This window comes from Streptomyces sp. RP5T, from assembly GCF_003933965.1.
GTDB lineage: Bacteria > Actinomycetota > Actinomycetes > Streptomycetales > Streptomycetaceae > Streptomyces.
Genome location: NZ_RSAJ01001322.1, coordinates 1 through 385, shown reverse-complemented (window position 1 = coordinate 385; position 385 = coordinate 1). Strand labels below are relative to the sequence as shown.

Annotated in this window: 1 pseudogene; it reads right to left on the bottom strand. The window is 48.8% G+C overall.

The annotated features are described in order from the left end of the window. Positions 1 to 385 (bottom strand): annotated as a pseudogene (locus EHS43_RS46025) (arginine decarboxylase); the annotation flags it as partial.

Sequence of the window (385 nt, the reverse complement as noted above, 5' to 3'; positions counted from 1 at the left end):
TTATCGATGTTTTTGAAGCCGTGCCAGGTGCTGTCAGAACGCAGCGGCCAGCATTCAGTCGTATCGATATGATCCGGCTGCCATACATCAAAGAACCAGCCATCAGATTCCGTTCTCAGACGTTTGATCTCTTTACGGAATTTGATCGCACGTTCAATGGAACCATTGATCAGACGTTTACCTGCATTGCCTTTCATCATCGCTGCAGCGGTTTCAGTGGACGCCACGATACCGTAGTGCGGAGAGGTGGTGGTGTGCATCATGTAGGCTTCGTTAAAGGTTTCTTCGTTTACGTCACCTTTAACGTGGATCATGGAAGCCTGAGAGAACGCCGCCAGCAGTTTGTGAGTAGACTGGGTTTCGTAAATCACTTTCCCTTCTACAC